Genomic DNA, 14468 nt, shown 5'->3' with positions numbered 1-14468 from the left:
AATCTAGTTCCTCACAACAGAAAAAGGGCCCGGAAGCCGAAGCCTCCGGGCCCTTTTTCTGTTTCACGCACCGCCCAATCACATCAGGGTGATGATACCCAGCTGCGGGTCGGTCCAGCCTTCGTAGATCATCTTTGCGGCCACATAGAGGATCACGGCAAGCCCGATCCAGGCGATCCAGCGATAGCGTTCGATGTAGCGGGCGATGAAGTTTGCCGCCACGCCCATCAGCGCCACCGCGAAGATCAGTCCGACGATCAGAATCCCCGGATGGTCGCGTGCCGCACCGGCGACGCCGAGGACATTGTCGATCGACATCGAGATGTCCGCCACCGCCACCGAGAGCGCCGCGCCGGCGAAGCTCTTGGCCGGACGGACGCCCGAATGGTCGTCCCCCTCGATCTCCGGGGAACCCAAGTGGTCACCGCCCCGAATCTCGCGGTACATCTTCCACGCCACCCACAGCAGCAGCAGGCCACCCGCGAAGATCAGGCCGACAAGGCCCAGCAGCCAGGTCACCACCAAGGCGAAGGCGATGCGCAGCACCAGCGCCGCGATCACACCGATGGCGATGACCTTCTTGCGCTGGTCCGCCGGCAGCCCCGCGGCCAGTGCACCGACGACGATGGCGTTGTCGCCCGCCAGCACCACGTCGATCATCAGGACCTGGAGGAACGCCGACATCGCTGCCGGCGTCCCCAGGTTCGAGAAATCGTTGACGATGTGCTGCCAGATTTCCGCCGGGCCACCCATGGAAGAGGTGGCAACAAGCGTATCGAGAATGCTCAAGCCCCCGAGCCCCTCTTACTGGTTCATCGTAGCGAAGAAGTCCTCGTTGGTCTTGGAGTCCTTCATCTTGTCGAGCAGGAATTCCATCGCGTCGACGGTGCCCATCTGCATGAGGATGCGGCGCAGCACCCACATCTTGGTGAGCTGGTCCTTCGGAACCAGCAGTTCTTCCTTGCGGGTGCCGGACTTGCCGACGTCCAGTGCCGGGAAGATGCGCTTGTCTGCCACCTTGCGATCCAGGACGATTTCCGAGTTACCGGTGCCCTTGAACTCTTCGAAGATGACTTCGTCCATGCGGCTGCCGGTGTCGATCAGGGCCGTGGCGATGATGGAGAGCGAACCGCCCTCCTCGATGTTACGCGCGGCGCCGAAGAAGCGCTTGGGGCGCTGCAGGGCGTTCGCGTCGACGCCGCCGGTCAACACCTTGCCCGAGCTGGGCACCACGGTGTTGTAGGCGCGGCCAAGGCGGGTGATCGAGTCCAGCAGGATGACCACGTCGCGCTTGTGCTCGACCAGGCGCTTCGCCTTCTCGATCACCATTTCCGCGACCTGAACGTGGCGCTGGGCGGGTTCGTCGAAGGTGGAGGAGATGACCTCGCCCTTCACCGAACGCTGCATGTCGGTGACTTCTTCCGGACGCTCGTCGACGAGCAGCACGAGAAGGAAGACTTCCGGATGGTTGTCGGTGATGGCCTTGGCCATGTTCTGCAGCAGCACGGTCTTACCTGTGCGCGGCGGCGCCACGATCAGGGCGCGCTGGCCCTTGCCCTGCGGCGAGATCAGGTCGATCACGCGGGCCGACTTGTCCTTGACCGTGGGGTCCAGGCTGTCGAGCTTCAGGCGCTGATCGGGATAGAGCGGCGTCAGGTTGTCGAAGTTGACGCGGTGGCGCACCACGTCCGGATCGTCGAAGTTGACGCTGATGAGCTTGGTGATGGCGAAGTAGCGCTCGCCGTCCTTGGGCGCGCGGATTTCGCCTTCCACGGTGTCACCCGTGCGCAGGCCCCATTTGCGGACCTGGTTGGGCGAAACGTAGATGTCGTCCGGACCGGCCAGGTAGTTCGCCTCGGGGCTGCGCAGGAAGCCGAAGCCGTCCGGCAGCACTTCGATCGTGCCCTGTCCGATGATTTCCTCACCGTCTTCGGCCACTTCCTTGAGAATGGCGAACATCAGGTCCTGTCGGCGGAGCGTCGATGCGCCTTCTACGCCGAGTTCCTCCGCCATTTCGACCAGATCGGCCGACGATTTCTTTTTAAGTTCCTTGAGATGCATCTTTTCTGGTTTCCGAATGGAAATTTCTTGGGAGTCGGCCGGCGGATCGGATGGGCTTGGGGAAAGCGGATCCGGGCAGGAGAAATGGGCTCGCCGCCCTGTGCCGGGACAAGGCTCAGATAGGGATTCCGCCGCGTTCGGTCAACGCGCGATCCACAAGCCGGACGCGGCCTGCGCCCAAACGATACTTTGTGACGGCTGAAGCCGACGACTCGCGATCAGAACGGCTTGACGACCACCAGCACGACGATGACCGCGGCGGCAAGCCCGGGAATCTCGTTCAGCAGGCGAAGCTGCTTGCCGGTCAGCGTGCGTTCGCCCTTGGCCAGCTTCTTCGCATAGCCCACCAGCCAGCCGTGGTATCCGGAAAGACCCAGCACGAACAACAGCTTGGCGTGCAGCCAGCCCTGGCTCCAGGCGTCGATCGAGAAGGCCGTGGCGATTCCGAAGATCCACACCATGATCAGCGAAGGCGTCAGGATGATCTTGCGCAGCTTCGCCTCGCGATCGATCCAGCGCGCCGCTTCCGCCGAGCCGGGTTCCGCTTCCTGATGATAGACGAAATAGCGCGGCAGCATGAACAGGCCGGCCATCCAGAAGATCACGAAAATGACATGTCCGGCCTTGAGCCAGAGATAGAGCATGGAAAGCGTTTCCTGCATCGGCGCACGGAGTCTCGGTGAAGCGGAGAGGCCCTCCTGCACGCTTGGTCCGCCCGGTTCAAGGTGATTCCAAGGGACATTTTGTCCTCCCCGGTACGAGGAGGTGGCAGACGCGAAGCGTCTGACGGAGGGGATTGGCGTCCTCATGCCGCCTTTGCGTAAACCGCGAGTCCCCTCCACCACCCTTCGGGCGGTCCCCCTCCCCGTATCGGGGAGGACGGGTTTACCGCGACCAGCCCTGGACGATGCGCAGCAGGGCCTCGACATGCTCGATCGGGGTGAACTGGCCGATTCCGTGGCCCAGGTTGAATACGTGCGGCCGATCGGCAAAGGCATCGAGCACGCGCCGCGCCCCCGATTCCAGCTCCGCACCGCCCGAAAGCAGTAGCAGCGGATCGAGATTCCCTTGCACCGGCAGGCCCTGCGGCAATTCGCGCGCGGCCCAGATGGGGTCTATCGTTTCATCGATTCCGACCGCGTCCACCCCGGTCTCGCGGGCATAAGCGGGCAATTTTTCGCCCGATCCCTTGGGGAAGCCGATGATCGGAGTCTCCGGATGGCGCGCCTTCACCGCGTCGACGATGGCGGCATTGGGCGCGATCACCCATTGCTCGAACTGGGCTGGCGAAAGCGATCCCGCCCATGAATCGAACAACTGCACGGCCTCAGCCCCGGCCTGAATCTGGCCACTGAGATATTCGACAGTCACCCCCACGATAGCCTGAATGATCTCCTGAAACGCCGCAGGGTCGCGATAGGCCATGGCGCGAGTCTCATGCTGGTCCCGGCTGCCCTCGCCCGCGCACATGTACGTGGCGACCGTCCAGGGGCTTCCTGCGAAGCCGAGCATGGTCTTGTCCGCATCAAGGGCAGCACGAACCTTGCGCACCGTCTCGTAGATCGGAGTCAGCCGTTCGGGCACGGCGGTGAGTCCGCTCAGCGCGCTGTCGACCAGGCGCGGAGTCAGTTTCGGGCCTTCCCCGGCCAGGAACTGCAAGTCCTGCCCCATCGCGTAAGGCACGATCAGGATATCGGAAAACAGGATTGCACCGTCGAATCCGAAACGACGGATCGGCTGAATCGTAATCTCGGCCGCGGCGTCGGTATCGTAGACCAACGCAAGGAATCCGCCCTTTTCGGCGCGCAAGGCGCGATATTCGGGAAGGTACCGTCCCGCCTGGCGCATGAGCCAGATCGGGCGCTTGCTCGGGTTCGTTTTGCGCAGGGTGTCGAAAAGAAGGCCAGGCATCGAGATTCAGGTCCAGTCCAAAAAAATAAGATTCTTAAAAGGATGATAGAGTCTGTTGGCCCTGTGGATATCGGGGACGATTGAACCCTGCCCGATTTATCCCGGGCTGAACAGGTTCAAGAGTCAGCTGCGACTCTCCGAAGAGTCTGAGTCAAAGACTCTTTATCCCGGTTACCCACAGGGTGTGGGCGGGATTTGAATCTTGTTTAAGACTCATCCGATTGAATCGGTTCAACGGGGAGGAAAACGGCCTGCCGAGTTGTCACCGTATCCATCCCGTGGTTTATGCCGGGACATATCCACAGCACCCCTGTGGAACCCCCTGAAAACCCCGGAAAAGGCCGATATGGCGCGATTTCACCTGCATCTTCTCTCCGATTCAACCGGCGAAACGCTGGAGATGATCGCCAAGGCTGCGCTGGCCCAGTTCGACGATTCCGACGTTCTGCGCCACTTCTGGCCAATGGTGCGTTCGCAACAGCATCTCGACCGGATCATGGGTGAGATCGCCGCCAATCCCGGCCTCGTGTTCTTCACTCTGGTGAACGAGGAAACGCGCGGGCGATTGGAAGAACGCTGCCAGCAGCTGGGCCTGCCGGCGATCGCGGTGCTGGATGGGGTGACCGACGCGCTGGAAGCACTGCTGGGGCAGGAAGCCAAGGGCCGTCCCGGCCGCCAGCATCGGCTGGACGATGCCTACTTCGCGCGCGTCGACGCGATTCAGTTCACCATCGCCCATGACGACGGCATCGCCTGGGAGGATTGGGAAGAGGCCGATATCGTGCTGGCGGGCGTGTCGCGCACCAGCAAGACACCGACTTCGATCTATCTCGCCAATCGCGGTTACAAGGTGGCGAATATCCCGATCGTCGTGGAAAGCCCGCCGCCCTTGATCCTGTTCGGGTTGAAGCGGCCGATGGTCGTGGGCCTGACCACCGCGCCGGACCGGCTGATCCAGATCCGCCGGAACCGCCTGCTGTCGCTCAGCCAGTCGCCCGATACCGACTATGTGAAGACCGAAAGGGTCGAAAACGAGCTGAAATATGCACGCCGCATGTTCGCGGACAATTCCTGGCCGGTGATCGACGTGACGCGCCGCTCGATCGAGGAAACCGCTGCCGCCATCATCAATCTCTACAACGAGCGCAAGGCCGCCGGTCCGCAGGACCCGGATATCGGCGGGCCCGTTTGAATCTCAGGAATTTCCGATGATCGTACTCGCATCCCAAAGCGCGTCGCGCCGCGCCATGCTCGAAGCCGCCGCGATTCCGTTCCGTGCCCAGCCCGCGCATGTCGACGAGCGTGCGATCGAGGCCGGGCTTGCCGGCGCCGCACCGGCCGCGATCGCGCTGGAACTGGCCAAGGCCAAGGCTCTAGCGGTTTCGGCCGAAACGCCCGGTGAACTGGTGTTGGGCAGTGACTCGCTGGTCGAATGCGGCGGCCGCCGGTTCGACAAGCCGGGAAGCCGGGAAGCCGCCGCCGAGCATCTGCGCTTCTTCTCGGGCAAAGTGATGAATCTTCACAGCGCCGCGGCGCTGGCGCGCGATGGCGAGATCGTCTGGGCCGAAGACGCCGTGGCGTCACTGCACGTGATCACCATGTCGGACGCCTTCATCGATCACTACCTCGATGCCGAATGGCCCGAAGTGGCCGGCTGCGTCGGCGTATTCCGGATCGAGGCGCGCGGCGTGCAGCTTTTCGACGTGATCGAAGGCGACTATTTCACCATCCTCGGCATGCCGCTGCTGAAAGTGCAGGCGGCGCTGCGCCGTCTGGGAGAGATCGAACAATGAGTCAGGCTTGCGCCTCGGTGCCTTACGCTGAAGTGATCGGCGACCCCATCGCCCAGTCCAAGTCGCCGGTGATTCACGGGTTCTGGCTGGAGAAGCTGGGGATCGAGGGCCGGTATGATCGCCATCAGGTCACCGTAGAAGGGCTGGCCGACTATCTCGCCATGCGGCGCGCCGATCCGGATTGGCGCGGTTGCAACGTGACGATGCCGCACAAGCTGGCGATCCTGCCACTGCTCGATCGGCTGGACCCGCTGGCGGAGAAGATCGGCGCGGTGAACACCGTTGTGCGCGAAGCGGATGGCACGCTGACCGGCTACAACACCGATGCACCGGGTTTCCTGGAACCGTTGGAATCGCGGCTGGCCGAGACTCACCTGTTCCGCATGGCGCGTGTGCTGGGCACCGGCGGTGCCGCGCGGGCGATCGTTGCGGCGCTGGCCGAACGGGGCTTCGTAATCGTGCTCGCAGGCCGCGATCCCGCCAAGGCCCAGGCGATGCTGGGCGAGCTGACCGCGCAGAACGATCACCATGCGATTCATCTCGGCCACTTCGAAGCGCCGACCGATTTCGCTTTCGACGATCGCGAGCAGTGCTTCGACGTGATCGTCAACGCCAGCCCGCTGGGCATGACCGGGCAGGACGCGCTGGCGTTCGATTTCAGCCACGCCCCGCCGAAGAGCGTGGTCTATGACATCGTCACCAGCCCGCGTGACACCGCATTCCTGCAAGCGGCCCGCGCCGCCGGGTTCGAGACGGTGGACGGGCTCGCAATGCTGATCGGCCAGGCCGACCATGCGTTCCGCCGCTTCTTCGATGCAGAGCCCCCGCGCGCCGCGGCGGACGACGCCGAACTGCGCGCGCGGCTGGAGGCATGAACGGCGCTGGCATCGGCCCGAAAATCCTGGGCCTTACCGGCTCGATCGGCATGGGCAAGTCCACCGTGGCAGCGATGCTGCGCGATCTGGGCGTGCCGGTGTTCGATGCCGATGCCGCCGTCCATGAACTGCAAGGTCCGGGCGGTGCGCTGCTGGGCGCGATCGAGGCGGCTTTCCCCGGCACCACCGGAGCGAACGGCGTCGACCGGGCGAAACTGGGCGCGGCGGTTTTCGGGAATCGCGAGGCGCTGGGCCGACTCGAATCGATCGTCCACCCGGCGGTCGGCGCCATGCGGCGCGCTTTTCTACGCGATAATGCCGATGCGCCGCTGGTCGTCTTCGATATTCCCCTGCTCTACGAAAAAGGGGGACACGAAGGTCTCTACGGAGTGGCCGTGGTCTCCGCCCCGGCGGAGGTGCAGCGCCAGCGGGTGCTGGCGAGACCCGGGATGACCACGGAAAAATTCGAACAGATTCTGGCGCTTCAGGTTCCGGACGCGGAAAAGCGGCGCCGGGCGGACTTCGTGATCGATACCGGAACGTCGCTCGCAGAGACCCGGGAAGAGGTGGAGCGCATCGTGGCTGCGTTGGGCCAGCAGGAATAATCCGCGCCGGGGCCTTGCGAACCCGCTTCGGCAGGCAGATATGAGTCTAGATGCGAGAGATCATATTCGATACCGAAACCACGGGATTCGACCCTAAGACCGGGGACCGACTGGTCGAAATCGGCTGCATCGAAATGGTCAACCGGGTGCTCACCGGCCGCAGCTATCACGCCTATTTCAACCCCGAACGCACGATGCCCGCAGAGGCGGAAGCCGTGCACGGCCTGTCCGACGCCTTCCTGGCCGACAAGCCGCTGTTCGCCGCCGGCGCGCAGGATTTCCTCGATTTCATCGAGGACAGCCCGATGGTCGCGCACAATGCCGGGTTCGACTTTAACTTCATCAATCACGAACTGGGCCTGCTGGGTCTGGCCGTGGTCGACAAGTCGCGCATGGTCGATACCGTGGCGCTGGCGAAAGTGCGCCATCCGGGCGCCAAGCTTTCGCTCGATGCGCTTTGCACGCGTTACGGAATTGATCGAAGTCATCGTACCAAGCACGGCGCGCTTCTAGACGCCGAATTGCTGGCGCAGGTCTACGTGGAACTGCGCGGCGGCCGCCAGATCGGTCTCGAACTGATGGCCGAAGCAACCGAGATCGTGGTGGAAACCAAAGTCCTTGCCCGCAAGGACCGACCGTTCCGCCAGCCGCGTCCCCACGCGGCTACCGAGGAGGAACTCGTCATTCATGCCGAGTTTCTGAAGTCGGTCGATACCCCGCTCTGGGGTGACTGATACAATAGCAGAGGAGTATTCGCTCATGGACATCCGCGTCTCCGGTCACCAGGTCGAAACCGGTGAGGCCCTGCAGGTTCACGCCAGCGAGCGACTGACGACGATCATAGACAAGTACTTCAACCGCGCGTTGTCGTCACATGTCACGTTCGGACGCGCGCCGGCTGGGGCTTTCCGCTGCGATATCATCATGCACGTGATGCAGAACCTCGTGCTCAAGGCCACCGGGATGGCGCAGGACGCGCATCTCGCGCTCGACCAGGCGTCGGAGAAGATCGACAAGCAGTTGCGGCGATACAAGCGACGGCTGAAGGATCGGCACGAACAGACCGCCCATGCCGCCGCTGTCGAGGAAGCCGCCTACATCATCTTCGAAGAGCCGCAGGCGGAGGCGGATGAGGAACTGGACGCCGATGCGCCCGTCGTCATTGCCGAGACCCGCGTGGACGTTCCCGAAGCCACAGTTTCGGACGCCGTGATGATGCTGGACTTGCGCAATACCGCTGCGCTTCTGTTCAAAAATGCTGGCACTGGCCGGCATAATATGGTTTACCGCCGCGGCGACGGTTCGATTGGCTGGGTCGAACCGCACTGACGCCGACAGCAGCGTCTTGCGGCGCCTGCACTTCTGATCGGAGGAGAGTAAGCAGCCCCCGGACCTACCGGGGGTTGCGAGCGTTTAGGCATTGGCAACCGATCTGAGACCAGAACCAGAAAACGAAATGAGCAGTCTTTTCAATCTTCTGCCGGATGCTGTCACGACAGCCAGCGCGGATACCAAGGCATCCATTCTGGAACGCCTGGCCGGTATATTCTCCGAAGTCTACGGGCTCGACCGGGACGTCGTGCTTGCGCGCGTGCTCGACCGGGAAGCGCTGGGCAGCACGGGATTCGGCCGACGCATCGCGATTCCCCATGCCCGCCTTTCCGGCCTTTCGAGGCCCGTCGCCGCCTTCATCCGGCTCGATTCGCCGGTCGAATTCGACGCTGCCGATGGCCAGCCGATCGATATCGTGTTCGGCCTGCTCTCGCCCGAAGGCGCCGGCGCCACCCATCTCCACGCCCTGGCGGCGATCTCGCGCATGATGCGCGAGGAACGCATGCATGAGGCCCTGATCGACGCTCCCGGCGTCGAGGCGCTCTACAGCCTGCTCAGCAACGTCATCGATCGCGATGCAGCCTGACGCACCCGGTGCCGGTGGCGCCGATACCAGCGGCGCCGCCCTGCACTGGCGCGCGCTCGAAAGTCTCTACGCTTCCGCACCGATCAACGGGCTGTTCGCCTCGCGCCTGGAAATCCCGGGCGAGGGGCTGGCGCGGATCACGTTCGACGTCGATCCCGCCTGCTTCCACGCCGCCGGCGCGGCGCATGGCACGATCTATTTCAAGATGCTGGACGACGCCGCCTTCTACGCGGCCAACACCCTCGTCACCGATCGCTTCCTGCTGACCACCTCGTTCAACCTGCTGCTCAGCAAGCCGATCAAGGGCGGGACCATCGTTGCCGAAGGCCGCTGGGTCAGCGGCCGTCGCCGCGTGCTGGTGGCGGAATCGCGGTTGGTGGACGAAGATGGCGATGAAGTGGGCCGCGGCACCGGCACCTTCATGCGATCGCGCATCGCCCTGTCCGGCCTGCCCGGCTACGCCGGAACCGCTTGAGATGGACGCGCGCCTGCCCGCGCATCTGGAGGTCAGCGCCCTGATCCGCGCCGCCGAAGCTGCGGGCGGGTTTGGGATGGTTATACAAAAAGGTGAACGCGACGCCGGCACGATCCTTGTCGTCCTGCTCGAAAACGGGCGCGATGGCCGGGCTTACGAACGTATGCCGCAGATGGACGGAACCCGCGCCTGGACTTGTTCCAAGCGCGAGGAAATGGCCGATTCGCGTGCCTTTTCCGAGTACGTGCAGAGACGCGCCGGGCAGGACCCGGATTTGTGGGTGATCGAACTGGACACCGCAAGACCCGAACGGCTCATCGGCATTGGGGCATAAACGCGGTTGACTTGCACGCCCTGCAAGTTAATGGCCCCTTCACACACGCGCAGGCGGTCGGGCAGCAATAAGGCATGTCCGGCTAGCACGCAGACGGGGGATCGTCGGCAGATCGTGTGAATGTAACGTCCTTCATGGGCGTACGTTCCCATCTGCGTCGGACCGGTTCACCGCCTTTGAACAAGAATAAATGCGAAGCAAAATGCAGTGGGCAAGCGTGGTCGCGCTTGCTGCAACGGTTATGACCGCCCTTTTCAGCGCGCAGGGTTCGGGCGCCGCCGCTAACCAGCCGGTTCTGGTTTCGGCAAACATGAACAACGCGACGGCATTCGTTTCCACGCCGGTCGTCCAGTCCCTCCCCACCGATGGGGACGATGCGACGGACAATCAGGCTGACGATGCCACGCAACGCGATCCGCAGGACGCCGATTCCCTTGCCGAGCTGGTTGCCATGCAGCCCAGCGGCGGCTCGGTTGACCGCGAGATGCGCTGCCTTGCCGGTGCGATCTATTTCGAAGCCCGCGGCGAAACGCAGGAAGGCCAGCTTGCCGTTGGCCGCGTGATCATCAATCGTTCCGAATCCGGCCGCTTCCCCGCCAGCTATTGCGGTGTGGTCTACCAGCCGGGCCAGTTCTCGTTCGTGCAGGGCAAGCACATGCCCAGTATCCGCGAAGCCTCGGCCGATTGGCATGAAGCGCTTGCCATCGCCCGTATCGCGGTGGAGGAAACCTGGAAGAGCGCGGCGCAGGATGCCCTCTACTTCCACGCCAAGCGCGTGTCGCCCAAGTGGCGCCTGACCAAGATCGCCCAGGTCGACGATCACATCTTCTATCGTTGAGGATGGGATCGGGCCGGCTGCCCGCGTCTGCTTCGACAAAAAAGAACGGGGTCCGGAGCGATAGGCTCCGGACCCCGTTCTTTTTGTGCCACCTTGATTCCGGCGGTCAGTCGCGCAGTTGCACCCAGACCGGGGTATGGTCGCTGGCCTTCTCGCGCCCGCGATAGGCCTTGTCGACGCCGCACGTCTCCAGCCGGTCTGCCAGTTCGGGTGAAAGCAGCGCATGGTCGATGCGGAAGCCATGATCGCGCTGCCAGGCGCCGGCCTGATAGTCCCAGAAGGTCCACACGCCGCCGCGCGGGTTGTGTGTGGCGATCGCGTCGGTCCAGCCATCGCCCAGCAGGCGGAAATAGGCATCGCGCGATTCCGGCTGCATCAGCGCATCGGCGGCCATTGCGGACGGTGACCAGACATCCTGGTCGGTGGGAATCACGTTGTAGTCGCCCGTGACGATCGCCGGCACTTCCTCGGCCCGGATCGCGGCCATGCGCTGGCGCAGACGGTTCATCCAGCGCAGCTTGTAATCGAACTTGGGGCCGGGCACCGGATTGCCGTTGGGCAGGTAGATGCAGACCACGCGCATTCCGAAGACATCGGCTTCGAGATAGCGCGAATGCTCGTCCTCCGGCTCACCCTCCAGCCCGCGCTGGATCTCCACCGGCTTCACGCCATCGGCCAGGATGGCCACGCCGTTGAAGCCCTTCTGGCCGTGCCAGATGCCCTGGTATCCGATCTTCTCGAATTCCTCGATCGGGAAGCCTTCATCTTGGCTCTTGATCTCCTGCAGGCAGGCGACCGCTGGGCGGGTTTCCTCCAGCCATTCGAGCAGGCGGGGCAGGCGTGCCTTGACCCCGTTGATGTTGAACGTGGCGATCTTTTTCATACGGAGAAGCTGGATCCGCACCCGCAGCCGGCAGCGGCATTGGGATTTTCGACCCGGAAGGCGGCGCCTCCCAGCGATTCGACGTAATCGACCACGCAGCCGCTGACGAGATCGAGGCTGACCGAATCGACCACCAGGCGAACGCCGTCGGTCTCGGCCACGGCATCGTCGGATTCAGGGGCGTCGGCCAGGCCGAACTTGTACTGAAAGCCCGAGCAGCCGCCGCCTTCCACCGATAGGCGAAGGATCGCGGGCTTGCCCTGCTTGTCGGCAATCGCGGCGACGCGCGCCGCGGCCGAGGGGCTGAGTGTAACGGTTTGGTCCATGGATGCGATGTAGGCTTCGCCGCCCCTTGCGGCAAGGTGGCGAGACTGCCGTCAGGCGTATCGGTGCGGCCGGATGTCACCCAGCCCACCGATCCGCCTATCGATCCGCCTATCGATTCCGGCCGCCGATCCCGCCCAGCGTCACGCCATCTGGATATAGTCGCGCATCGCGGCGGCTTCGGATTCCACCTTGTCGATGCGGTACTTCACCAGATCGCCGATCGACACGAAGCCGACCATCCGGCCTTGTTCCACCACCGGCAGATGGCGGATGCGGCGGCGGGTCATCAGCGCCAGCGCGCTGAGCACCGGGGTGGAAGGCTCCACCGTCACCGCGGGGGACGTCATCACATCGCCCACCGATTTTCGCAGCATCTCCGGCCCGTGCTCATGCAGGCGGTAGATCACATCGCGTTCGGAAAAGATGCCGACCAGTTCGTCGCCATCCATGATCGGCAGGGCACCGATCCGGCGCTCGGCCAGAATCCCGGCCGCGTCGCCCACGGCGGTATCGATCTGGCAGGTCTGAACGGGGCCACGGCCCTCGATAATGCGCGCAATCGTCATCGTCGCTCTCTCCCCTCTTCGGCCCCTCTGCCCGGCGTTTTCCCGTTTGGCTTGGAAGGAGAGAATACCATAGCGCGGCCGCCCTCGCCACTCGATCGCATCCGGATAGGCGGCTTTCGGGATTCGCTTGCGGGGCGGGCCGCAAAGGCCCAAATGGGGCGCATGTTCCCGCGTTCACCCCTCGAAGATCCGGAAAAGGCCGCCCATGCCTGGGCGCGCTATCGCCGGATCATGGCCTATATGATGACGGTGACGGTGGGCCTCGTGCTGGCCTCGATCATCCTGCTCTATCGGTCGAACGGGATGGTTTCGATCCATTTCTACATCGCCACCGCCCTGGGAGTCGGCTTCACGATGTTGCTGACTTCCGCCCTGATGGGGCTGGCCTTCCTGTCCAGCGGCACCGGGCACGACGAATCGATCGTCGATCCGTTCGAAGGCGATTGGCCTGCCGAGGATGAGCGAAAGCGAAAGTAGGGTTCAGTCCGCTTTCGGGCGGAGGCGGAACTCCTCCACCGGCTGGCCGCCGATCAGATGCTGCTGGATGATCTTTTCCAGCACGTCCTCGGTGCAGGAATGATACCAGACGCCGTCCGGCCAGACGACCGCCACCGGCCCGGCGAAGCAGATGCGCAGGCAATCGGCCTTGCTGCGGGCAACACCGCCGCCATTTTCGCGCTTGGGGCCATCCAGCCCCAACTGCTTCAGCCGCTTCTTCAGGTATTTCCATGCCGCCGCGCCCTTTTCGGGAGAGCAGCATTCGCCCTTCTGCGGTTCCGCGCAGATGAAGATGTGGCGCTGGATGGCATCGCCGCCCGCCTTGGCGAGCGCTTCGGCCGCTTGTTCGATCTCGCGGGCGGATGCGGTCATGCGCGCAGTGTCCATTGGGCAGCGCGGGCGCGATAGCTTTCCGGCAGTACCGCGGGGCCTTCTGGGCCGACCATGACGATCACCGTGCGCGCGAACACCACCGGCTGGCCGTTCTGCGTCACCACTTGCACCAGTTGCTGGCTGCTGCGGCCGAGATGCTCGACGGCGCCGTGTAGAGTCAGGGTATCGGGGTAGTGCGTCTCGCCCAGATATTCGATCGAGATGCTGGCCACCATCGTCGCCAGGCCGCGAAACTCGTCCGGCGCGCTGGCGGCGCGGTAGAAGCGCACGCGCGCATCTTCCAACATGCCGGCGATGGCGACGTTGTTGATGTGGTGGTTGAGATCGAGGTCGCTGAAACGCGGTTCGATGTCACAGGAAAATGGGTAACGCGCGGGATCGAGCAGCGCGGGATCGGGTCTTGGCATGGCCCAGAGTTAGGAAGCCGGGCGTCAGAGGTCCAGTAGGAACTCCGGCGCGAATTCCGGATTTGGCGGGCCGTTCAGATCTTCTTGCCGACGATGCGGGCAATCTCGGCCGCGACAAGGCGTTCCACCATCGGCGGCAGGTTCTTGTCCAGCCATTCGGCCAGTGCCGGGCGCAGCAGTTCGCGGGTCAGCCCTTCCAGCGAGGTTTCGCCCGAGCGGACGATCTGCGGCGGCACGCCCGGTTCGGACAGCATGGCAAGCGCGGCCAGCGATTCGCGCATCGAATCGCGGGCGCCATCATCCAGCAGGGCCGGCTCGTCCCCGATCAGGGCAATATCGTCGTCCAGTTCGGCGGCTTCGGGCAGTTCCAGCACGTCGTCCTCGAACACCGAGGTGCGCACCGGCTCATGCACGGGTTCTCCGGCGCGGCGCTGGCGTTCGGAGCGGGCAGCCGCGCGGTTGTCACGCGCGATAACCTGCTTGATCGACTGGAGGATCTCCTCGACCGAAGGTTCGCCGTTCTGCCGCATTGCAACTGCCCCATAATCCGTCCCCGAATCCTATAGAGGAATCCGGTAGTGACG

At 63.8% G+C, this 14468-nt stretch carries 21 protein-coding genes; 11 read left to right on the top strand and 10 right to left on the bottom strand.

All coding sequences use genetic code 11. The features are described from left to right. Positions 1-78 precede the first annotated feature (78 nt). From WBP06_RS15870 to hemE, 4 genes are all read right to left on the bottom strand, one after another. Entirely contained in the window at positions 79-753 is a 675-nt protein-coding gene (locus tag WBP06_RS15870; protein WP_395334205.1) for a TerC family protein, read from the bottom strand. Between the two features lie 51 nt (positions 754-804). Beyond that, entirely contained in the window at positions 805-2061 is a 1257-nt protein-coding gene (rho, locus tag WBP06_RS15865; RefSeq protein ID WP_395329707.1) for a transcription termination factor Rho, read from the bottom strand. A gap of 218 nt (positions 2062-2279) precedes the next feature. Beyond that, entirely contained in the window at positions 2280-2705 is a 426-nt protein-coding gene (locus tag WBP06_RS15860) for a CopD family protein (RefSeq protein WP_395329705.1), read from the bottom strand. Positions 2706-2946: 241 nt separating this feature from the next. Further along, the gene (hemE, locus tag WBP06_RS15855; protein ID WP_395329703.1) at positions 2947-3972 is read right to left on the bottom strand and encodes a uroporphyrinogen decarboxylase; all 1026 of its coding nucleotides are present in this window, start codon (positions 3970-3972) and stop codon (positions 2947-2949) included. A gap of 346 nt (positions 3973-4318) precedes the next feature. Between hemE and WBP06_RS15850 the strand changes: the two genes are divergently transcribed. From WBP06_RS15850 to WBP06_RS15805, 10 genes are all read left to right on the top strand, one after another. Beyond that, positions 4319-5164, top strand: coding sequence for a pyruvate, water dikinase regulatory protein (locus tag WBP06_RS15850; RefSeq protein WP_395329701.1), 846 nt, complete (start codon positions 4319-4321; stop codon positions 5162-5164). A gap of 16 nt (positions 5165-5180) precedes the next feature. Then, on the top strand, positions 5181-5765 hold the full coding sequence (locus tag WBP06_RS15845; RefSeq protein ID WP_395329699.1) for a Maf family protein: 585 nt from the start codon (positions 5181-5183) through the stop codon (positions 5763-5765). Further along, positions 5762-6640, top strand: a complete 879-nt coding sequence (locus tag WBP06_RS15840; protein ID WP_395329697.1) for a shikimate dehydrogenase family protein — start codon at positions 5762-5764, stop codon at positions 6638-6640. Before WBP06_RS15845 ends, WBP06_RS15840 begins: the two co-directional genes overlap by 4 nt. Continuing rightward, positions 6637-7245, top strand: a complete 609-nt coding sequence (gene coaE, locus WBP06_RS15835) for a dephospho-CoA kinase (RefSeq protein WP_395329695.1) — start codon at positions 6637-6639, stop codon at positions 7243-7245. The genes WBP06_RS15840 and coaE overlap by 4 nt, the downstream gene beginning before the upstream one ends. Before the next feature lie 50 nt (positions 7246-7295). Further along, positions 7296-7979: a DNA polymerase III subunit epsilon gene (dnaQ, locus tag WBP06_RS15830; RefSeq protein WP_395329693.1), complete on the top strand. Its 684-nt coding sequence runs from the start codon at positions 7296-7298 to the stop codon at positions 7977-7979. Positions 7980-8004: 25 nt separating this feature from the next. Next, positions 8005-8574 carry a ribosome hibernation-promoting factor, HPF/YfiA family gene (gene hpf, locus WBP06_RS15825; protein ID WP_395329691.1) on the top strand — a complete coding sequence of 190 codons (570 nt, stop codon included), beginning with the start codon at positions 8005-8007 and terminating at the stop codon, positions 8572-8574. A gap of 127 nt (positions 8575-8701) precedes the next feature. Continuing rightward, the gene (locus WBP06_RS15820) at positions 8702-9163 is read left to right on the top strand and encodes a PTS sugar transporter subunit IIA (protein ID WP_395329689.1); all 462 of its coding nucleotides are present in this window, start codon (positions 8702-8704) and stop codon (positions 9161-9163) included. Beyond that, entirely contained in the window at positions 9153-9638 is a 486-nt protein-coding gene (locus WBP06_RS15815) for a PaaI family thioesterase (RefSeq protein ID WP_395329687.1), read from the top strand. The genes WBP06_RS15820 and WBP06_RS15815 overlap by 11 nt, the downstream gene beginning before the upstream one ends. Position 9639: 1 nt before the next feature. Next, positions 9640-9972, top strand: a complete 333-nt coding sequence (locus tag WBP06_RS15810; protein WP_395329685.1) for a DUF1491 family protein — start codon at positions 9640-9642, stop codon at positions 9970-9972. A gap of 241 nt (positions 9973-10213) precedes the next feature. Beyond that, positions 10214-10810, top strand: a complete 597-nt coding sequence (locus WBP06_RS15805) for a cell wall hydrolase (RefSeq protein WP_395329683.1) — start codon at positions 10214-10216, stop codon at positions 10808-10810. Positions 10811-10916: 106 nt separating this feature from the next. Here the strand turns inward: WBP06_RS15805 and xth are convergent, their stop codons facing one another. From xth to WBP06_RS15790, 3 genes are all read right to left on the bottom strand, one after another. Next, positions 10917-11693, bottom strand: a complete 777-nt coding sequence (gene xth / locus WBP06_RS15800) for an exodeoxyribonuclease III (protein ID WP_395329681.1) — start codon at positions 11691-11693, stop codon at positions 10917-10919. Next, positions 11690-12019, bottom strand: a complete 330-nt coding sequence (gene erpA, locus WBP06_RS15795) for an iron-sulfur cluster insertion protein ErpA (RefSeq protein WP_395329679.1) — start codon at positions 12017-12019, stop codon at positions 11690-11692. Before erpA ends, xth begins: the two co-directional genes overlap by 4 nt. A gap of 141 nt (positions 12020-12160) precedes the next feature. Beyond that, positions 12161-12586, bottom strand: coding sequence for a CBS domain-containing protein (locus WBP06_RS15790; protein WP_395329677.1), 426 nt, complete (start codon positions 12584-12586; stop codon positions 12161-12163). 162 nt (positions 12587-12748) lie between these two features. Here WBP06_RS15790 and WBP06_RS15785 point away from each other — a divergent pair, with 162 nt between their 5' ends. Next, positions 12749-13063: a hypothetical protein gene (locus WBP06_RS15785; RefSeq protein WP_395329675.1), complete on the top strand. Its 315-nt coding sequence runs from the start codon at positions 12749-12751 to the stop codon at positions 13061-13063. 3 nt (positions 13064-13066) lie between these two features. Here WBP06_RS15785 and WBP06_RS15780 read toward each other — a convergent pair whose 3' ends face one another. The 3 genes from WBP06_RS15780 to WBP06_RS15770 form a co-directional block, all read right to left on the bottom strand. Further along, positions 13067-13456, bottom strand: a complete 390-nt coding sequence (locus WBP06_RS15780) for a (2Fe-2S) ferredoxin domain-containing protein (protein WP_395329673.1) — start codon at positions 13454-13456, stop codon at positions 13067-13069. After that, positions 13453-13884 carry an acyl-CoA thioesterase gene (locus WBP06_RS15775; RefSeq protein ID WP_395329671.1) on the bottom strand — a complete coding sequence of 144 codons (432 nt, stop codon included), beginning with the start codon at positions 13882-13884 and terminating at the stop codon, positions 13453-13455. The genes WBP06_RS15780 and WBP06_RS15775 overlap by 4 nt, the downstream gene beginning before the upstream one ends. Before the next feature lie 74 nt (positions 13885-13958). After that, complete coding sequence (locus WBP06_RS15770) at positions 13959-14414, bottom strand: DUF2497 domain-containing protein (RefSeq protein WP_395329669.1); 456 nt, start codon at positions 14412-14414, stop codon at positions 13959-13961. Between the last annotated feature and the right edge of the window lie 54 nt (positions 14415-14468).

This window comes from Novosphingobium mississippiense, from assembly GCF_044029535.1.
Classification (GTDB): Bacteria; Pseudomonadota; Alphaproteobacteria; order Sphingomonadales; family Sphingomonadaceae; genus Novosphingobium.
Note: the sequence above shows the minus strand (reverse complement) of the source record. Positions and strands in the feature narration are given on the sequence as shown.

What these genes read in the sequence shown, in the direction of transcription:
- WBP06_RS15870 (WP_395334205.1), bottom strand. Translation starts at nt 753, where the DNA reads ATGGGTGGCCCGGCGGAAATCTGGCAGCACATCGTCAACGATTTCTCG.
- rho (WP_395329707.1), bottom strand. Translation starts at nt 2,061, where the DNA reads ATGCATCTCAAGGAACTTAAAAAGAAATCGTCGGCCGATCTGGTCGAA.
- WBP06_RS15860 (WP_395329705.1), bottom strand. Translation starts at nt 2,705, where the DNA reads ATGCTCTATCTCTGGCTCAAGGCCGGACATGTCATTTTCGTGATCTTC.
- hemE (WP_395329703.1), bottom strand. Translation starts at nt 3,972, where the DNA reads ATGCCTGGCCTTCTTTTCGACACCCTGCGCAAAACGAACCCGAGCAAG.
- WBP06_RS15850 (WP_395329701.1), top strand. Translation starts at nt 4,319, where the DNA reads ATGGCGCGATTTCACCTGCATCTTCTCTCCGATTCAACCGGCGAAACG.
- WBP06_RS15845 (WP_395329699.1), top strand. Translation starts at nt 5,181, where the DNA reads ATGATCGTACTCGCATCCCAAAGCGCGTCGCGCCGCGCCATGCTCGAA.
- WBP06_RS15840 (WP_395329697.1), top strand. Translation starts at nt 5,762, where the DNA reads ATGAGTCAGGCTTGCGCCTCGGTGCCTTACGCTGAAGTGATCGGCGAC.
- coaE (WP_395329695.1), top strand. Translation starts at nt 6,637, where the DNA reads ATGAACGGCGCTGGCATCGGCCCGAAAATCCTGGGCCTTACCGGCTCG.
- dnaQ (WP_395329693.1), top strand. Translation starts at nt 7,296, where the DNA reads ATGCGAGAGATCATATTCGATACCGAAACCACGGGATTCGACCCTAAG.
- hpf (WP_395329691.1), top strand. Translation starts at nt 8,005, where the DNA reads ATGGACATCCGCGTCTCCGGTCACCAGGTCGAAACCGGTGAGGCCCTG.
- WBP06_RS15820 (WP_395329689.1), top strand. Translation starts at nt 8,702, where the DNA reads ATGAGCAGTCTTTTCAATCTTCTGCCGGATGCTGTCACGACAGCCAGC.
- WBP06_RS15815 (WP_395329687.1), top strand. Translation starts at nt 9,153, where the DNA reads ATGCAGCCTGACGCACCCGGTGCCGGTGGCGCCGATACCAGCGGCGCC.
- WBP06_RS15810 (WP_395329685.1), top strand. Translation starts at nt 9,640, where the DNA reads ATGGACGCGCGCCTGCCCGCGCATCTGGAGGTCAGCGCCCTGATCCGC.
- WBP06_RS15805 (WP_395329683.1), top strand. Translation starts at nt 10,214, where the DNA reads ATGACCGCCCTTTTCAGCGCGCAGGGTTCGGGCGCCGCCGCTAACCAG.
- xth (WP_395329681.1), bottom strand. Translation starts at nt 11,693, where the DNA reads ATGAAAAAGATCGCCACGTTCAACATCAACGGGGTCAAGGCACGCCTG.
- erpA (WP_395329679.1), bottom strand. Translation starts at nt 12,019, where the DNA reads ATGGACCAAACCGTTACACTCAGCCCCTCGGCCGCGGCGCGCGTCGCC.
- WBP06_RS15790 (WP_395329677.1), bottom strand. Translation starts at nt 12,586, where the DNA reads ATGACGATTGCGCGCATTATCGAGGGCCGTGGCCCCGTTCAGACCTGC.
- WBP06_RS15785 (WP_395329675.1), top strand. Translation starts at nt 12,749, where the DNA reads ATGTTCCCGCGTTCACCCCTCGAAGATCCGGAAAAGGCCGCCCATGCC.
- WBP06_RS15780 (WP_395329673.1), bottom strand. Translation starts at nt 13,456, where the DNA reads ATGACCGCATCCGCCCGCGAGATCGAACAAGCGGCCGAAGCGCTCGCC.
- WBP06_RS15775 (WP_395329671.1), bottom strand. Translation starts at nt 13,884, where the DNA reads ATGCCAAGACCCGATCCCGCGCTGCTCGATCCCGCGCGTTACCCATTT.
- WBP06_RS15770 (WP_395329669.1), bottom strand. Translation starts at nt 14,414, where the DNA reads ATGCGGCAGAACGGCGAACCTTCGGTCGAGGAGATCCTCCAGTCGATC.